We start from the raw sequence: 15014 nt of genomic DNA, 5'->3' as shown, positions 1-15014 counted from the left end.
CGTCCGCAGCGAGGGCGCCGGCGCGGTCCTCGCCCCTCCGCGGGGCAGGGCGGCGGCGCTCATGACCGCTGCAGGAGGTCGTCGCGGCCGGCGGCCGGGGCGGGCAGGGCGGCGGTGGCGGGGCCGGACGCCGCGGGCGGCGCCGGCTCGCCCAGCATCAGCGTGCGCACCACCCGCTCGGCGGCCCGCCCGTCGTCGAACTCCCCGTACACGGCGCGGAACCGGGCCCGCAGCCGGGAGGACTCCTCGTCCCGCCAGGCGTCCGACGCGAAGAGTTCCGCCAGCTCCGCGTAGGAGCGCGTCACCCGGCCGGGGGGTTCGGCGGTGACGTCGAGGTAGAGGCCGCGGCTCGCCGCGACCGCGGCCAGGTCGTCGGCGTGGACGACGACCGGCCGGTCCAGGTTGACGTAGTCGAACATCAGCGACGAGTGGTCGGTGACCAGGACGTCGGAGGCGAGCATCAGATCCTCCACATGGAGTTCGTCGGTGGCGTCGACGAGGACGCCCCGCCGGTGCAGTTCGGCGAGACCGAGGCCGCGGGCCGGGCCGTCGGCGAGCGAGGGGTGGAGGCGGACCAGCAGGGTCCGCCCGGGGCCGAGGTCGGCGGCGAAACGCGCCGGGTCGACCGGCTCGGTGTGGCCGCCGCGGACGTGGTCGCGGCGGGCCGGTGCGTAGAGCACCACGGTGTGACCCGCGGGAATGCCCAGGCGGGCCCGGGTGGCCGCGCCGCGGGCCGCGTCGCCGCGCACCAGCACGTCGTTGCGGGGGCTGCCGGTGCGGACCGAGGTGAAGTGGCAGGGGAAGGCGCGGTCCCAGATCCGTTCGGAGTGCCGGTTGGCGACCAGGCTGTAGTCCCAGACGTCGGCGCGCCGGAGCATCCGCGGCACGTCCAGCCCCTGCCGGGCGCCCGGCTTGGTCAGCAGGTCGGCGCCCTGGTACTTCAACGGCGTGCCGCGGTGGGTGTGGATGAACGTGCTGCCGGGCCGCTTCACCGGCATCCAGGGCCAGTTGACGTCGTTGACGAACCAGGCGGCGCGGGCCTGCAGCGCCAGGTGCCGGCGGGATCCGGGTGCGACGTGCTCGATGCCCTCCGGGACCTGGTGGGCGTGCTCGGGCCGCACCACCCACACGCCCCGGATGTGCGGGGCGAGTTCGCGCGCCGCCGCGTGGATCGCCGCAGGGTCGCCGAGGACGCCGCGGTGGTGGAACGACGAGTACAGCGCGAGTTCGCGGTCCAGGGCACGGCGGCGGTGCGCGAACTGCCGCAGACGGCCCGCGCGTTCACCGGCGAGGCGGCGGGCCCGGGCGGTGGTGGACGCCGCGCGCTGCCGAGTGGCGGCCGCCTTGCGCTCCAACCGGTAGGCCGCGTAGGGCCGTTCCAGCACGCGCAGGGCCGGGTCGCGGCGGATCCCCTCCGGGCGGAACTCGCGGAAGAGCCGCGCGGTGGCCCGGAAGAACTCCCCCTTCGCGGAGGGCGGGAGACGGTCCGGCTTGCCCAGCACGTCGAGGCAGTGCTCGCCCATCTTGCGGTGCAGGTACGGCTTCCACGGGGCGAGCTCGGGGTGCTCGTCGACGAAGGCGAACACCCGCCGGTACTGGGCGTGCAGGTCGAAGTGCCTGCGGCTGGTGGTGGAGAGGATGGAGCCGGAGGGGCGCTGCCGGTAGCCGAGGCAGACCCGGTCCAGGGCGGCGATCCGGCCCGCGGTCAGCAGGACCGGGAAGGTCCAGGGGGTGTCCTCGTAGTAGCCGGGCGGGAAGCGGAAGCCGTGCCGCTCGACGAACTCGCGGCGGTAGGTCTTGTTCCAGACCACCATCAGCAGGTCGAGGATCTCGGGGTGCTCCGCCGCGGTGAACACGCCGCCGGGGGCGGACGCCGCCCCGGCGAGGACGTGCGCCAGCGCGTTGCGGCGGACACCGCCCCACCAGTGGGCGCGGACGTAGTCGAAGACCAGGACGTCCGGGTCGTCGGTCTCGTCGAGGCGGTCGGCGATCGCCTGGAGGGCGCCGGGGGTGAGGGTGTCGTCGCTGTCCAGGAAGAGCAGGTATTCGCCCGTGGCGTGCGGGAGCGCGGCGTTGCGGGCGCGGCCGAGGCCGACGTTCTCCGGCAGGTGCAGCACGGTGATCCGCGGGTCGCGGGCGGCGTACTCGTCGAGGATCTCGCCGCTGCGGTCGGGGGAGTGGTCGTCGACGGCGATCAGCTCCCAGTCGGGGAACGACTGGGAGCGGACCGAGTCCAGGCACGCGCGGAGGAAGCCCTGCACGCGGTGCGCGGGCACGACGACGCTGAAGCGGGGGTGCGGCACGGGGATCAGCTCCTCACCGGACGGTCGGGATCGGTCACCGCGCCGGCCCGCGCGGGCGGGGCACCGGTCTGTGCGGGGGCGCCGCCAGCCTGCGTGGGTGGGCCGCCGGTCTGGGCGGGGGCGCTGCCGGTCTGTGCGGGTGGGCCGCCGGTTTGCGCGGGGGCGCTGCCGGGGGCGAGGCCGTCGCCCGGGGCGGGGTGGGGGAGCCGCTCGCCGCGGCGGCCGGTGGTCGCGGCCGTCGCCGGGGCGGAGGGGTGGGCCGGCGAAGGGGCCGAGGGCGGGCCCGCCGGAGGGGGCGTGGGCGGGGCCGCCGACGGGGCGGGGGTGCGGGCGGCGAGGGGGACGACCGGGGGGAGGGACTCGGGGGGTTCGCCGAGGAGGACGTGGCGGACCACGCGTTCCGCGGCGCGGCCGTCGTCCCACGGGCAGAACCGCTCGCGGAACGCGGCCCGGCGGCGGGCCTGCTCGGGGGCGGCGTGAGCGCCCTCGGCGAGGAGGCGGTACAGCTCCTCCGGGGTGCGGGAGACGGGCCCCGGCGGCTCGGCGAGGAGGTCGAAGGTGACGCCGCGCGTGGCGCGGTACACCTCCCAGTCGGCCGCGTGGATCACCATCGGCCGGTCCAGGTTGGCGTAGTCGAACATGATCGACGAGTAGTCGGTGACCAGCACGTCCGCCGCCAGGCACACCTCCTCCGCGGAACGGTGCGAGGTCACGTCGATCACCCGCGGGGACGCGGCGGCCCGTTCCCGCCCGGCCCGGTCGTAGAAGTAGTGCGCCCGCAGCAGCACCACCGCGTTCTCCCCCGCCGCCTCGGCCAGCCGCACCGGATCGACGCCCGCGGGGTCGAAGCCCTCCGCGTGGTCCCGGTGCGTGGGGGCGTAGAGCACGGCCGTCGCCCCCTCGGGGACGCCCAGTTCGCGGCGGATCCGCGCCACGTCCCGCGCCGTCGCCGTGAGGTGGACGTCGTTGCGGGGATAGCCGTACTCCAGCGTCCGGTGGCCGCCGGGGAAGACCCGCTCCCAGGTCTCGGTGGAGTGCGGGTTGGAGGACAGGTTGTGGTCCCAGCGCGCCACCCGGGCCAGCAGCCTGGCGAAGCTGCCGGTGGCGGCGGCCACCACCGGATGGGCGGCCTGGTCGAGCCCCATCCGCTTGAGCGGCGTGCCGTGCTGGGTCTGGAGGTGGACCGTGCCGGGCCGCTTCACGACCGCGTCGGGGAGGTTGGCGTTGGAGACCAGGTAGGTGGCGCGGGCCAGCAGGTCCCAGTACTCCCGGGTGCCGATCACCGCGTGCTCCACGCCCGGCGGCAGCGTCGGCACCGCCTCCGGCTCCACCAGGAACACCCCGCGCAGGTGCGGCGCGAGCTCGCGGGCCCTGGCGTGGATCGCCGCCGGGTTGCAGGCGTAGCCGCGGCCCCAGTAGGCGCAGTACACGACCAGGTGGGGGTCGAGCGGGCGGCGCAGCGCCCGGCGGTAGTACAGGCGGGTCCGCAGTCCGCGCAGCGGACGGGGCGGTGCCGCCGCCGCGCTCAGCCGCCCCGCGCCCCTGCGGACCGCCCGCAGCAGGCGGAACGCCGGGTGGGCGTTCCGGGCCAGCAGCCGGTGCTGCGCGCCCAGGCTGCCGGCGGGCGGACGGTAGCCGGCCGGACGGTACCGGCGGTACAGGTCCGCGGCGCCGCGGAAGAAGGCGCGCCGGTCGGCGGCGGGCAGCCGGCGCGGGTCGGCGGCGGTGCGCAGGACCAGCGTGAACACGTCGGTGAAGACCACCTCCCGCCGCGCGGCGGGCAGCGGGGCCGTGCGGTGGAGCAGGTCCTCGGCCCGGTCCAGCAGGTCCAGGTGGTGCGGTCCCGGCTCGTTGAGACGGCTGCCCTGCCGCCGCACCCGGTGCTCGACGACGCCGCGGCGCAGCACGGCGACCCGGTCCGCGGCGAGGAGCGCGGCCGGGGTCCAGGACAGGTCGGTGTACCAGCCCTCCGCGAAGGCGAGGCGGTGCTCGAGCAGGAAGGCGCGGCGGTAGGCGGCGCTCCACGCGGGGAGCCGGACACCGGTGAGGCGGGGCGCCTCGCACGGGCGGAACGGCCAGTCGGGCGCGGCGTCCTCCGGCTGCCGCGGCCCCGGCCCGGGCGGGCGTGCGGGCGGCTGCGCGGGCGGCCACCAGGGGACGCGCTCGTGGCCCACCACCAGCACGTCGGGGTCGCCGGTGGCGGCGAGCCGGCCGGCGACGGCGGCCCGCGCGCCCGGCGCCAGGGTGTCGTCGCCGTCGAGGAACAGCACGTAGTCGCCGCGCGCCGCGGCCAGCCCGGCGTTGCGGGCCGCGCCCAGCCCGGCGGAGGGCGGCGAGACGACGGTGCGGATCCGCGGGTCGTCGCCGGGGCGGCCGGCCAGGACGTCGGCGGCCGGTGTGTCCCGGCCGTCCAGCACGCAGATCACCTCCACGTCGCCGCCGTCGCCGCGAGGACCGTCACCGAGGTCGTCGCAGGGTCGGCCGACGACGCTGTCCAGGGCGTCCGCCAGGCGGTGGGCGGTGCCGTGGGTGGGGATCACGACGGAGAACCGGGGCATGGTTCGCGCGCCTCCTCTTCGCGTTCTTCGCGTGCTTCGCGGGCGGGCGTCTTCTCTCGGCGGGCGGGCGTCCCCGCGCGCCGGGCGGGCGTCTTTCCGCGGCGGTGCAGCGGCGGTGCAGCGGCGGTGCTGCAGCGGGTCGCGGTGTGCCGCGGTGGTCGGCGGTCGGTCAGCGGCCGTGGCGCGCCCCGGGGCGGTGCCCGTACGGCCCGGGCGGGCGGCCGGGCGGGCGCCAGGTGGAGGGCCGGGTCGGAGTGGGGCGTGACGTGGGCATGGGTGACGCTCCCTCAGCGCTGTTCCGCCAGGCCGTATCCCGCGGCCGGTCGCGCGGCCGGCCGCGCGGCGGGCAGCGCGGTCGGGGCGGAACCGGGCGGCGCGGCCGGGGCGGTGCCGGCCGCGGTGACCGGCGCGGTGACCGGCGCGGCCGCGGGCGCCGGGCGGCGCTCGGCGGGCGCGGTCACCGGAGGCAGGCCGGATCTCTCGCCCAGGACCACGCGCCGCACCACCCGCTCGGCGACCCGCCCGTCGTCGTAGGGGCAGTGGCGCTCCCGGAAGGCGGCGCGCAGCTCGGCGGCGGCGGGGCCGTCGCAGGCGCCGGTGACCAGCAGCCGGGCCAGCTCCGCCGCGTCCCCGGCCACCGCCCCCGGCACCGGCACGGGGTACAGCCCGCGCACGGCGTCCAGGGCGGCGCGGTCCGGGCCCCAGGCGATCACCGGGCGGTCCAGGGCGGCGAAGTCGGCGATCAGCGGGGAGCAGTCGGTGAGCAGCACGTCCGAGGCCAGGCAGAGGGCGGTCCGGTCGGCCCGCGGGGCGGCCGTGGCGGACACGTCGAGCACCCGGCCGGGCGGGTAGGTCCCCGGGTCCGGGACGGTGGTCAGCAGCACGAAGCCCTCGCCCAGCCGGCGTGCCAGGTCCTCCAGGTCCAGCGAGGGCACCGGGACCCGGCGCGCGGCCGGGGCGTACAGGACCGCCGTGCGGCCGGCCGGGATCCCCAGGCCGGCGCGGGCGCGGGCCACGTCGGCGGCGGTGGCCCGCTGGTAGGCGTCGGTGCGGGGGCGGCCGAACTCCAGCGTGGTGTACCGGCCGGGGAAGCCGCGTTCGTGGACCAGCGTCGTGTGGAGGTCGCCGGAGAGGCAGAGGTCGCGGGCGTCGGCGTCGGCGAGGACGGCGGCGACGTCCGGCCGGGGCGCGTCCAGCCCCTCGCGGGTGAGCGGGAGGCCGTCGAGGGTGTGCAGCAGGACCTGCCCCGCGCGGGGGCGCACCGGCACGCCGAAACCGGTGTCGGTGACCAGGTGGCGGGCGCGGGCCAGCGCCGCCCACCAGGCGGCGCCGTACGGGGTGAGGCGGAGGGTGCCGGCCGGAACGGTGTCCGCGAGGTCGCGCGGCGCGGCCCAGGCGGTGCGGGTCCGCGGCGACCACACCCGGAACGCGGCCTCCAGCGCCCCCGGGTCGCCGCCGTACGCGCCGCCGCCGTGTGCCGTGAAGAGGGCGAGGTCCCGGAGCGGCAGGCGCCGCTGCACGGCGAAGTGGAGCCGCAGCAGCCCCGTCCGGGCGGCGCGTGCGGCGGCGCGGGCGGCCCGGGCGGCGCGGCGCGCGGTGAGGAGGACCAGGCGCAGGGCGTGCCAGAGCCGGGGGCTGCCGCTGCGGATCACCAGGTGCCGGCCGCGTGCGCGGAGCCCGGCGGGCGGCGGGCAGGAGACCCGGTGGCGGCGGTGGAGGTCGCGGGCCCGCCGCAGGAACTCCCGGTGCGCGCGGGGCGGCAGCCGGTCGGCGCGGCCGAGGACGGTGAAGCAGTGGTCCGTCATCCGGTGGAACAGCGGCCCCCGCCAGTGCGCCAGGTCGGGGCGGGTGTCGAGGAAGGCGAAGACGCGGTCGTACTGGGCGAACACGTCGAAGTGCTGGGGTCCCGGGGTGCCGAGGATGTTGCCGTGACGGCGCTGGCGGTAGTGGACGCAGACCCGGTCCAGGGTGGCCAGCGACCGGGCGGCCAGCAGCGCCGGATAGGTGAACGGGGTGTCCTCGTAGCAGCCCGGCGGGAAGCGCAGTCCCCGGCGCTCCAGGTAGGCCCGCCGGTAGGCCTTGTTCCAGACGACCATCAGCAGGTTCAGCAGCCCGGGCCGGTCGTCCGGCCGGAACGGGGCGGGCCCGTCCTCGCGCAGTTCGGCGGCGAGCCGGTTGCGGACGGTGGTGCCGTCCAGGTGGAGGCGGGCGTAGTCGTAGACCAGGACGTCCGGGTCGCCGGTCCGTTCCAGCCGCTCGGCGACGGCCCGCAGGGCGTGCGGGGTGAGGGCGTCGTCGCCGTCGAGGAAGATCAGGTAGTCGCCGGACGCCTGCTCCATCCCGGCGTTGCGGGCCGGGCCGAGCCCGGTGTTCCGCTCCAGGTGGACGGCGCGGACGCGGGGGTCGCGGGCGGCGAACTCGTCGATGATCGCCCCGCACCGGTCCGGGGAGCCGTCGTCGACCGCGATCAGTTCCAGGTCCGTGTACGACTGCCCCAGCACCGACTCCAGGCAGGAGTGCAGGTAGGCCTGGACCTGGTACGCGGGCACGATGACGCTGAACCTGGGCAACGGCACATCCAGGGGGTGACGGGGGTGGTCGGCCGGGGCGGGAACATCCGACGGTGTGACATGGATACGCCCCGCCGCCCTGCCCGCCGGCCAGCCCGCACGCGTGTCGGGGCGGCCCGTTGACCGGACCGCCCCTTCAGGTGAACGGATTCGCCCGCTTGACGGACGCTTCTCCGCGGGCCGCTACTTCACCGCGCCCGCCATCACCCCGGAGACGAACTGCCGCTGGAAGGCGAAGAACACCGCCAGCGGGATCGCCATGGACAGGAACGCCCCCGGCGCCAGCACGTCGATGTTGTTGCCGAACTGCCGTACCTGGGTCTGCAGCGCGACCGTGATCGGCTGGCTGCCGGAGTCGGCGAAGACCAGGGCGACCAGCATGTCGTTCCACACCCACAGGAACTGGAAGATGCCGAGGCTGGCCACAGCCGGACCGCCCAGCGGCAGCACCACCCGGGTGAACAGGCGCAGTTCGCCCGCCCCGTCCAGCCGGGCCGCCTCCAGCAGCTCCCGCGGGATCTCCGCGAAGAAGTTCCGCAGCAGGAACACCGCGAACGGCAGGCCGAACCCGGTGTGGAAGAGCACCACGCCCGCGATCGACCCGAACAGCCCCAGGTCGCCGAAGAGTTCCGCGATCGGCAGCAGCGCCACCTGCACCGGCACCACGATCAGCCCGACCACGCCCAGGAACCACCAGTCCCGGCCCGGGAACTCCAGCCAGGCGAAGGCGTACCCGGCGAGCGCGCCGATCACCACCACCAGCACCGTGGCCGGCACGGTGATCAGCAGGGTGTTCACCAGCGAGCCGGTGATGTCGCCGTTGCCCAGCAGGTTGGCGTAGGACTCGAAGGTGAGCCGGGAGGGCTCGGTGAGCACCGTCCACCAGCCGCTCTCCGCCATGTCCTGCGGCGAGCGCAGCGAGGAGAGCAGCAGGCCGATGGTGGGGAACAGCCAGAACAGGCCGACCACCACCAGGAACAGCTGGACCAGTGTCCCGCCCAGCCCGGAGACCAGCCGGGAGGCGAGGGAGGGCTTCCTGCCTCCGGGGCCCGCCGTGCCCGCGGTGCCCGCCGGGCCCGCCGTGCCCCCCGTGTCCTTCGTGACCGTCGTCGACGTCATCGCTGTCGGCCCTCCTGCCGGATCCGCCGGACGTTGAACCACATCACCGGGACGACCAGCAGCAGCAGGAAGACGGAGATGGCGCTGGCCACACCCGGCTGGTCCTCGGCGAAGCCCTTCCGGTAGAGCTCCAGGGCGAGCACGTTGGCGTCGTCCTGGGCCGAGCCCGGCGGAATGATGAAGACCAGGTCGAAGATCTTCAGCACGTTGATCATCAGGGTGACCAGCACCACCCCCAGCACGGGTGCCAGCAGCGGCACGGTGATCCGGCGGAACACCTGCCACTCGGTGGCCCCGTCGACCCGGGCCGCCTCCATCAGCTCCCGTGGCACCCCGGCGAGGCCCGCCGCGATCAGCACCATCGCGAACCCGGCCCACATCCACACGTACGCCCCGATCACCGCCGGCGTGACCAGGGACGGGCCCAGCCACTCCAGCCCGTTGTAGGGCTCCCGGAAGTTCTCCGCCGGCAGGCGCAGCACCGCGCCGTCGGCCTCGGCCGGCAGGCTGAACGAGCCGTCGGAGGCCGCGGTTGTGGTCGCCACCACCGTGCCGTCCCTGACCGCCTCGATCCGCATGCCCGGATAACCGACCTCGGTGGCGTCGGGCCGGTTGAGCGTGCCCACGCCCTTGCCGCGGGTGAAGTCCTGCCAGGTCACCCCGGTGATGCGCCCCGGATCGGCCTCGGCGGCCCTCGCCGGGGCGGCGTCCTCGGGCATCACGTCGGGCGCGACGCCCACCAGCGGCAGTGCCACGGGTGTACCCGCCCGCACCGGGTCGGTGGTGACGAACGCGCCGCCGCCGGCCGGTTCGAGGGGCGACTCGCGGCCGGGGTGCGCCTTCGGGAAGGCCGAGGACTCGGCGAAGGTGTCGTGCACCCCCACCCAGACCGCGTTGGCGACGCCCTTGTCGGGGTCCTGGTCGTAGACCAGGCGGAAGATGATGCCCGCCGCCAGCATGGAGATCGCCATCGGCATGAAGACGACGAGTTTGAACGCCGTCCCCCAGCGCACCCGTTCGGTGAGCACCGCGAAGACCAGACCGAGCGCGGTGGCCACGGCGGGCGCCACCACCACCCAGATCAGGTTGTTCGTCAGCGCCTTCAGGATGCCGTCGTCGGTGAAGAGTTCCGCGTAGTTGTCGAAGCCGACGAAGCTGTCGCCGGTGCGGTCGAAGAGGCTGCGCAGCAGCGAGTACCCGATGGGGTACAGCACCAGCGCGCCCAGCAGCACCAGGGCGGGCAGCAGGAACAGGAACGGGAGCGCGGACGTCCGCCTGCTCGACGTCCGGCCCGTCACGGGCGCTTCGGCGGGGGGCGCCCCGGCGGGCTCGGCCGCCGGGGTCCCCTCCTTGGTCACGGCCGGTTCCATGGGGCCTCAGTCCCCGTAGGCCTTGGCCGCCTCGGCCTCCAGCTTCTTCTGGGCGCCCTCGACGTCCTTCGGGTTCTTCAGGAAGTCCTGGAGGATCTTCCACTCACCCTTGCCGGGCGTGCCGCCGAACGCCTGGGGCGCCTGGTCGGACATGTCGAACCGGAAGTCGTCGCCCGCCTGGATCAGCGCCTCGGCCATCTTCCGCTGGACGTCGTTCGGGTACAGGGCCGCGTCCACCGCCTTGTTCGGCGAGAGGTAGCCGCCCAGCTTCGCCTGGATGCCGGCGGCGTCCGGCGAGGCCAGGAAGGTGGCCAGGGCCTGCGCGGCCTTCGAGTCCTCCAGGATCACCGCGGCGTCGCCGCCGGAGACCACCGGCGGGGTGTCGCCCACCGCCGGGAACGGGAACACCTTCGCGTCGGTGCCCACCTCGGCGTCCGTCTCGCCGATGTTGACCTGGACGAAGTCGCCCTCGTAGACCATGCCGGCCTTCGGCTGGTCGCCACCGGTGAAGGTCTGGGTCACCGAGGCCGGGAACTCCGTCTGCAGCGCGCCGTCCGCGCCGCCCGCGACGTAGTCGGCCTTGCCCCAGACCTGCGCCAGCGAGGTCAGCGCCTCCTTGACCGAGGGGTCGGTCCACGGGATCTCGTGGCGCGCGAGCTGGTCGTACTTCTCCGGGCCGGCCTGCGAGAGGTAGACGTTCTCGAACCAGTCGGTGAGCGTCCAGCCGTCCGCGCCGCCCACCGAGAAGGGCGTCACGCCGGAGTCGTAGACGGTCTGCGCGGTCGTCAGCAGCTCGTCCCAGGTCTTGGGCTCGCTCGCCCCCGCGTTCTCGAAGACCTGGGTGTTGTACCAGATCAGGGACTTGTTGGCGGCCTTGTAGTAGACGCCGTACTGCTTGCCGTCCACGGTGCCGAGGTCCTGCCAGCCCTTGCTGTAGTTCTTGGCGAGCTGCTCCTGCGCCTCCGGGCCGAGGGGCTTGGCCCAGCCCTTCTCCACGGCCTGGTGGATCGCTCCCACCTGCGGCAGCATCGCGATGTCCGGCGGGGCGCCGCCGGCGATCTTCGAGCCGAGGAAGTTGATGATCGGGTCCTGGGCGGGGACGAAGGTGACCTTGGCGCCCGTCCGCTTCTCGAACTCGGCGAGGACCTTCTTGAAGTTCTCCTGCTCCGTGCCGGTCCAGACGGCCGCGACCTCCAGGGTCTCCCCGTCCAGCTTGGGCAGGTCGACGGTCTGCGCGGTGGCGCCGTCGTCGCCCGAGGTGCCCTTGCCGGTCTTCCCGTCCCCGCCGTCCCCGCCGTCTCCGCCGCCGCAGGCCGCGAGGGCGAGGGCGAGGCCGGTGGCCAGGAGGGCGGTGGGGATCCGTGAGTGCCTGAGCGTGCTGGGTATGCGCATCGTTGCCCCGTTCTTCGTTCGTCCTTGAACGTGTCGGTGGACCCTTTCGCGCCAAGCGCCTTCCCATGGGCGGGGCGGTCTACGCCCGTCACGCTCCCAGGCAGGGGGTGTACGCCCCCCGAACACCCCGATTGTTGCCTCGCCGTGACCGTTTCGCCGTTCCACGGGGGCGAGTTGACGCCATTCCGGGCACTCCGGCCGGCCCCTCGCCCGGTCCGGGCGAGGGGGGACGGGACCCGCCCGGCACGGCCACCGGGGTTGCCCCCGCACCACTGCGGGGCGGTGACATCCCGTCAGGCCGCGCACCGCCAGGCACCGCCGTCGCGTCCGCCGGACGCCTGCCGGGTCGTCCCGCTCGGCGCCTGGGCCCGGCACCGGCGTTCGCCCGGTCCGTCCGCCCGGGCGGCGGGGCGCTGTCCGCCGGCGCTTGACGGCCCTCCCGCTCGGCCACCGCCCCGCAACCGCCTCCCGCTCGGCCACCGCCCCGGCACCGCGACGCCTGCCGGCGGATCCGCCCAAGGGCGCCGGCCTTCCGTGTGGTCCGCGCCTGCCGGTCCGCCTCCGGTCGACGGTGACGTCCCGGCCCGCCGCCCCCGGACCGGGAGCGGGGGTTACCGGGTGGCGGGGGAGGCGGTGCGGGTGGGGTGTTGGTCGGCGGCGCGGGTGAGGGCGCTGGTGAGCAGGGCGAGGTCGGTGGGGCCGTTGCCGAGTTCGCGGACGGGCCGGCGGGTGGGCGGGTCGCCCATGCGGGCCCAGTCGAGGGGCTGGACCGTCGGGCGGAGGGTGGCGGTGCGGGGGATGCGGCCCGTGACCCGGCCGGCCTGGAAGGGGACGACCCCCGCCCCGGCCCCGGCGTGGGGCGCGAGGAGACGGCCGCGGCCGGGCTGCGCGCTGTCGTCCAGGACCGCCCGCGGCGAGGCCTGGTGGACGGTCGCGGAACCCTCCGCGGAGACCGCGGCCGCGACCAGGTGGACGCCCAGCCGCTCACCGTCCCGCGCGACTGCCTCCAGCGCCCGGACCACCGACCCCGCGGCCGGCCGCCCCGGCGCCCCCAGCGGGGGCCGCAGCAGCGCGTCGAGGTCGTCCACCACGACGACCAGCCGCGGCAGCGGCGCCGGTCCCGGCTCGTCGGCGGCCGCCGACGCCGACCCGCGCTGCGGGACGATCCGCGCCGGCATCCTTCCCGCGTGCCAGGACGCGAAGTCCAGCAGCCCCAGCACCTCCCCGCGCCGCTTCAGCTCCGCGCTGAGCCGCTGCGCGAACTCCCGCATGACCAGCGGGTCGTTGGCGAGCAGCCGCTCGGTGACGTGCGGGATCTCCGCGCACGGCTCGAGCCCCTGGGCCCGGAGCGTGCCGGCGCCGTCGACCAGCAGGAGGGAGAGCCGCCCGGGGCGTTCCGCGGACGCCAGCGAGGCCGTCACGGCCCGCAGCAGCTCGGTGCGGCCGCTGCCGGGCGGTCCCTCGACGAGCAGGTGCGGGCCCTCCGCGGCGAGGTCCACCGCGAGCGGCCCGTGCGGCCCCGCGCCCAGGACGACCACCGCGCGGCCGCCGGGGGAGTCCGGGTCGTCCGCCGCGTCGGCCCAGCGGGCCAGCAGCGAGGACGGGGTGGCGCGGGCCAGCCCCAGCTCGTCCAGCAGCCGCGCCGCGTCCGGCAGCGGCACCGCCGGCCCCGTACGGCGTCCGCGCAGGCCCCCCGCCACCGGCGGGGGCGGCGCGTCCGCCCGCAGCGGCGCCAGCGCGCGGGCGAACCGCTCGGCCCACTCCAGCGACACCGCGTCGACCGTGCCCACCGTGCCGTGCCCCACCGGAGCCGTCCGCGGCAGCACCGGAGCGGCGCCCTGGACGGCCGACCCGGGCCCCGACCGCGGCGCCGGGACCCCCGTCACCGGGGCGATCCGCAGCAGCCGCAGCGCCGTGGCGACGTCGCCGCTGAGCAGCGCCACCGCCCCGCAGGCGCGGAAGGCGGGCACCGTCGAGCAGGCCGCCTCGTAGGTCTCGGTCACCGGGGAGGCGGGGGAGGCGGCGGCGGTCTCGGCGAGGCACAGCACGTGGACCCCGGCCCGCGGGCCGGTGAGCGCCAGCCGGGACACCGCGTCCCGCACGTCCGCGCCCCCGGGGTCGCCGTCGACCACCAGGACCGTGGACCGGACGGGGCGTGCCCGGCCCGCGTCCGGGTCGTGCGCGGCCGCGGCGGCGGCGTCGGCCACCCGGCGCAGCAGCTCGTCGGTGCGGGCGGCGGCCTGGTCGCGGTCGTGGGCGAGCAGCAGCCGGCAGTCCTGGCCCTGGGTGGGGCGGACGTGCGGGAGCAGGCCGAACCAGGCCCACTCCGCGGTCCGCTCCTCCAGGGACCGCGACCGGTCCGCGCTGATCAGCACCAGCTCCAGGGTGTCCGGGGAGTGCAGCGCGGCGAGCTGCGCCAGCACCGCGCGGGCCAGCCCGGACAGCCGGGGACGGGGCCCGGCCAGCCCCAGCGAACCCGCCTCGCGCAGCGCGGCGGTCACCGGCACGGCGGGCAGCAGACCCTCCCCGGCCGGGGACGGCCGGTCGGCGGTGCCCAGGCGGACGGTCAGCGCCTCCGGATGGTCGTGGGGCCGCTCCCAGAGGCGGGGGCCGGGGACGAGGGCGGTGAGCAGCAGCTCCGACGGGTCGGGCCAGGTGTCGGGGCGGCGGGTGACGGCGGCCCACCCGTCGGTGTGCGCGGTCGGGCCGGGCGGCCCGGTCTCCGGCCCCGGGGCGGCGCCCCGGCCGGTGGCCAGCCGCCGCGCCCAGGCGGTTATGCCCCGCCGTCGCACGGGCTCCCCGGCGTCGGCGGTGAGCGCCGGCCCCGCGCCGTCCTGGGCGACGGTGGGCCCGGCGGGTCCACCGGGCCCCGGGGCTCCGGCCGCGGCGGACGCCCCGTGCCCGGCGTCCGGCTCCCGGCCCGCCTCCGGCCGCGGGGACAGCCGCAGGCACCCCTCGCCGTCCGGGGTCACCGGCGACGGCGAGGCGGGGGTGGCGGGCAGCGTCAGCCGCAGCGTGGACTCGCCGACCCGCAGCAGCGCCCCCGGCGGCAGCGGGACGAGCCCGCCCTCGACCGGGCGGCCGTCGAGCCGGGTGCCGTTGGTGGAACGCAGGTCGGCGACGGTCACCGACCCGTCCGGGGCGACGGTGACCTCGCAGTGCAGACGGGAGACGTCCGGGTCGTCGAGCGGGATCTCGGCGTCCACGGACCGGCCGACGCGGATCGCGCCGCCGTGCAGCAGGTGGACGCCGCCCGCGTCCGGCCCGGCGACGACGTGCAGCTCGGCGACGGCCGCGGGCCCGATGCCGTCCTCCGCGCCGAGGTGGGCGTCGAGGTCGGCGGGCCCGCCCACGGACAGCACCGCGCCGTCCACCAGCGGGGGTTCGCCCAGCACCCGGCGCAGCGGATCGAGCCGCTCGGCCCCGGCGTAGAGGACGGCCCCGCCCCCGTCGCCCCCGGCGACCGCCGCCGCCAGGTCCGCCGCCACGGCCGCCAGCGCGGTGCCGGCGGGGGCGGTGACCAGCACGTCACGGCTCGCGGCGGGCGGGTTCAGCGGGTCTACGACGGTCAGCCGGATCTGCATCGCCGTCAGCGATCCCTTCCGCTCGGGCGCCCGGGCAGCGGTCGATGCGCCTCACGGTCCCCCACCGCGCCGTCCCCACCGCCCGCCCGAGCACGTCGGCCTGTAGCTGTAGCAGCCT

Annotated in this window: 7 protein-coding genes; all 7 read right to left on the bottom strand. The window is 76.7% G+C overall.

Annotated elements, in window-relative coordinates; genetic code table 11:
- Window positions 1-59: 59 nt before the first annotated feature.
- The 7 genes from ACWD3O_RS31840 to ACWD3O_RS31810 all read right to left on the bottom strand — a co-directional run bounded on the left by ACWD3O_RS31840 (window position 60) and on the right by ACWD3O_RS31810 (window position 14896).
- Window positions 60-2303 (bottom strand): bifunctional glycosyltransferase/CDP-glycerol:glycerophosphate glycerophosphotransferase, encoded by a 2244-nt coding sequence (locus tag ACWD3O_RS31840; RefSeq protein WP_451418267.1) that lies wholly within the window; start codon window positions 2301-2303, stop codon window positions 60-62.
- A 5-nt stretch (window positions 2304-2308) separates the two neighbouring features.
- Entirely contained in the window at window positions 2309-4861 is a 2553-nt protein-coding gene (locus ACWD3O_RS31835) for a CDP-glycerol glycerophosphotransferase family protein (protein ID WP_451418266.1), read from the bottom strand.
- Between the two features lie 287 nt (window positions 4862-5148).
- Window positions 5149-7437 (bottom strand): bifunctional glycosyltransferase/CDP-glycerol:glycerophosphate glycerophosphotransferase, encoded by a 2289-nt coding sequence (locus ACWD3O_RS31830; protein ID WP_451418265.1) that lies wholly within the window; start codon window positions 7435-7437, stop codon window positions 5149-5151.
- A 177-nt stretch (window positions 7438-7614) separates the two neighbouring features.
- Window positions 7615-8550, bottom strand: a complete 936-nt coding sequence (locus ACWD3O_RS31825) for a carbohydrate ABC transporter permease (RefSeq protein ID WP_451418264.1) — start codon at window positions 8548-8550, stop codon at window positions 7615-7617.
- Window positions 8547-9920 carry a carbohydrate ABC transporter permease gene (locus ACWD3O_RS31820; protein WP_451418263.1) on the bottom strand — a complete coding sequence of 458 codons (1374 nt, stop codon included), beginning with the start codon at window positions 9918-9920 and terminating at the stop codon, window positions 8547-8549. The genes ACWD3O_RS31825 and ACWD3O_RS31820 overlap by 4 nt, the downstream gene beginning before the upstream one ends.
- Before the next feature lie 6 nt (window positions 9921-9926).
- Window positions 9927-11312 carry an ABC transporter substrate-binding protein gene (locus tag ACWD3O_RS31815; protein ID WP_451418262.1) on the bottom strand — a complete coding sequence of 462 codons (1386 nt, stop codon included), beginning with the start codon at window positions 11310-11312 and terminating at the stop codon, window positions 9927-9929.
- 611 nt (window positions 11313-11923) lie between these two features.
- On the bottom strand, window positions 11924-14896 hold the full coding sequence (locus ACWD3O_RS31810) for an FHA domain-containing protein (protein WP_451418261.1): 2973 nt from the start codon (window positions 14894-14896) through the stop codon (window positions 11924-11926).
- Between the last annotated feature and the right edge of the window lie 118 nt (window positions 14897-15014).

It is taken from the genome of Streptomyces sp. NPDC002640, from assembly GCF_053592575.1.
The sequence above is the reverse complement of the archived record's forward strand: the minus strand, read 5'-3'. Positions and strand labels throughout refer to the sequence as shown.

Bases quoted from the DNA above. Each gene is read 5' to 3' on its own strand.
- ACWD3O_RS31810 (WP_451418261.1), bottom strand. From the start codon at position 14,896: ATGCAGATCCGGCTGACCGTCGTAGACCCGCTGAACCCGCCCGCCGCG.
- ACWD3O_RS31825 (WP_451418264.1), bottom strand. From the start codon at position 8,550: ATGACGTCGACGACGGTCACGAAGGACACGGGGGGCACGGCGGGCCCG.
- ACWD3O_RS31835 (WP_451418266.1), bottom strand. From the start codon at position 4,861: ATGCCCCGGTTCTCCGTCGTGATCCCCACCCACGGCACCGCCCACCGC.
- ACWD3O_RS31815 (WP_451418262.1), bottom strand. From the start codon at position 11,312: ATGCGCATACCCAGCACGCTCAGGCACTCACGGATCCCCACCGCCCTC.
- ACWD3O_RS31820 (WP_451418263.1), bottom strand. From the start codon at position 9,920: ATGGAACCGGCCGTGACCAAGGAGGGGACCCCGGCGGCCGAGCCCGCC.